Genomic DNA, 2474 nt, shown 5'->3' with positions numbered 1-2474 from the left:
GCCCGCGTCCTGGCGGCCGCGCACGGCAACGCGCCCGCGCATGGCCGATGATGCGAGCCAGCGCCGCGCGTTCCGATCCGCCGGCGCCGCGCCCGGCCGCCGGCCGCGAGCGCAGCGACGCATCGGGGAGCGTTCCTGAGATGGCGATCAACGAGGCATTGCGCGCGCTGCAAACCCAGACCCTGCTGCCGGGCGTCAAAGGCCTGCCGCTGCGCGCGCCGCTGCGGCAGGACCGGATCGCCGAACAAGGCTACGACGTGCTCGACGGCCGCCTGTCGTACCCGGTCGCGGTGTTGCGCCAGTCCACGCTCGACCACAATCTGGCCTGGATGCGCGACTTCGCCGCGCGCGCCGGCGCGCTGCTGGCGCCGCACGGCAAGACCACGATGAGCCCGCAACTGTTCCAGGCTCAGCTCGACGCCGGCGCCTGGGCGATCACCCTGGCGACGATCCCGCAATTGCGCGTGGCGCACCGCTTCGGCGTGCGCCGGGTGCTGCTGGCGAACCAGCCGGTGGCCTATGCCGATATCGAAAGCCTGGCCGCGCTGCTGGGCGAGGACGCGGACTTCCAGACCTGGGTGCTGGTCGATTCCAGCGCCGGCGCTGCGCGCTTGAACGAAGTCATGGCCCGCCACGCGCCGCAGCGGCGCCTGCCGGTGCTGGTGGAACTGGGCCTGGACGGCGGCCGCACCGGCGCGCGCGGCGGCGACGCGGCGCTGGCGTTGGCGCGCGAAGTCGCGGCCGCCTCGCACCTGCGCCTGGCCGGCATCGAAGGCTACGAAGGCCTGTGGACCGGCGCCGACCGCGCCGCCGACCTGCAACGCGTGCGCAGCCTGCTGGCGCAGATGCTGGAGCTGACCCGCCGCTGCGACGAAGCGGCGCTGTTCGACGGCGAGGAGATCCTGATCAGCGCCGGCGGCTCGGCCTATTTCGATGTCGTCGCCGACGCCTTCGCCGGCCTCGACGGGCTGTCGCGGCCGCTGCGCCGGGTGTTGCGCTCGGGCTGCTATCTGACCTCCGACCACGGCCTCTACCACGGCCTGCAACAGGAAATGCGCAGCCGCCACGGCGCCGAGTTCCGCCACGGCCTGCAGCCCGCGCTGGAGCTGTGGGCGATGGTGCAGTCGCGGCCCGAACCCGGGCTGGCGCTGCTGACCCTGGGCAAGCGCGATGCGTCCTACGACGTCGAGCTGCCGCGCCCGCTGCAATGGCATCGCCCCGGCGAGCCCGCGCCGCGCCCGCTGCGCGAGGCGCGCATCGCGCGCATGAACGATCAGCACGCGTATCTGGAACTGCCGCCCGCGCATCCGCTGCAGGTCGGCGATCTGGTCGCGGTCGGCATCTCGCACCCGTGCACCACCTTCGACAAATGGCCGTTGATGCTGCTCAGCGACGACAGCTATCGCATCGTCGGCGCGATCAACACCTTCTTCTGACCTATCCCGCAATGAGGAGCGCGCCCTCGTGTCCGACAACCTGATCCCGGCGATCCGCGGCGCGCTGCCCGAACTGCGTCCGGCCGAACGCAAGGTCGCCGCCGTGGTCCTGGCGGAAATGGACTTCGCCGCCTGCGCCAGCATCAGCGCGCTGGCCGCGCGCGCCGGCGTGTCCGAGCCCAGCGTGACCCGGTTCTGCCGCGCGGTCGGCTGCGGCAGCCTGCGCCAGTTCAAGCTGCAACTGGCGCACAGCCTCGCCGCCGGCGTGCCGTACCAGGCGGTCACCATCGACAAGCGCGACGGCGCGGCGACGCTGGTGCACAAGGTCTGCGACGGCATCGCCGCGGCGCTGGAGGACGTGCGCGAACGCATCGACCCGGCCGCGCTGGACGAGGCCGCCGCGGCGATCTCCGCCGCGCGGCGGGTGTGCTGCATCGGCATGGGCTCGGGCTCGGGCGTGGTCGCGCAAGAGGCCTCGTTGCGCCTGTTGCGCCTGGACATCGCCGCCAGCGCGCACAGCGACGGTCAGCTGCAGCGGTTGGCCGCGGGCATGCTCGGCGACGGCGACGCGCTGCTGGCGATCTCACTGTCCGGTTGCAGCGCCGAGGTCGACGACAGCGCGCGCATCGCCCGCCGCCGCGGCGCGCGGGTGATCGCGTTGACCCAGCCCGGCACGCCGCTGGGCCGCGAGGCGCAGGTGCCGCTGCTGTTGCCGCTGTCCAGCGCGGCCACGCCGTACTCGCCGGGCGTGGCCCAGCTGATGCAGCTGGCGATCGTGGACATGCTCGCCATCGCGGTGGCGCTGCGGCAACAACCGGCGGTGCTGGAGAAGGCGCGAAGGGCCAAGGCCGAAGCCGAACGTTCGCGCTCGGCGGGCGCGGCGCTGGCCGCCGCGGCGAGCGCGCGGCCATGAACGATCGCGATTTCCAGCCGGCGCTGGCCGAGGCCGAGCGTCATCGCAGCGACCGCAGCGCGACGCCGGCCGATGCCGCGACGCACGCGGCGCGCATCGCCGCACCGCGCGCGCTGCGCGGCGAC

Annotated in this window: 2 protein-coding genes; both read left to right on the top strand. The window is 73.7% G+C overall.

Annotation, left to right across the window (positions count from 1 at the left end):
- Positions 1-140 precede the first annotated feature (140 nt).
- The gene (locus tag A7A76_RS21040; RefSeq protein ID WP_206413139.1) at positions 141-1436 is read left to right on the top strand and encodes an amino acid deaminase; all 1296 of its coding nucleotides are present in this window, start codon (positions 141-143) and stop codon (positions 1434-1436) included.
- Positions 1437-1464: 28 nt separating this feature from the next.
- Positions 1465-2349, top strand: a complete 885-nt coding sequence (locus A7A76_RS21035) for an SIS domain-containing protein (RefSeq protein WP_206413138.1) — start codon at positions 1465-1467, stop codon at positions 2347-2349.
- Positions 2350-2474: the final 125 nt, after the last annotated feature.

Source organism: Lysobacter enzymogenes (assembly GCF_017168095.1).
GTDB lineage: Bacteria > Pseudomonadota > Gammaproteobacteria > Xanthomonadales > Xanthomonadaceae > Lysobacter > Lysobacter enzymogenes_D.
This window is presented reverse-complemented; position numbering and strand designations above follow the sequence as displayed.

Bases quoted from the DNA above. Each gene is read 5' to 3' on its own strand.
- A7A76_RS21040 (WP_206413139.1), top strand. From the start codon at position 141: ATGGCGATCAACGAGGCATTGCGCGCGCTGCAAACCCAGACCCTGCTG.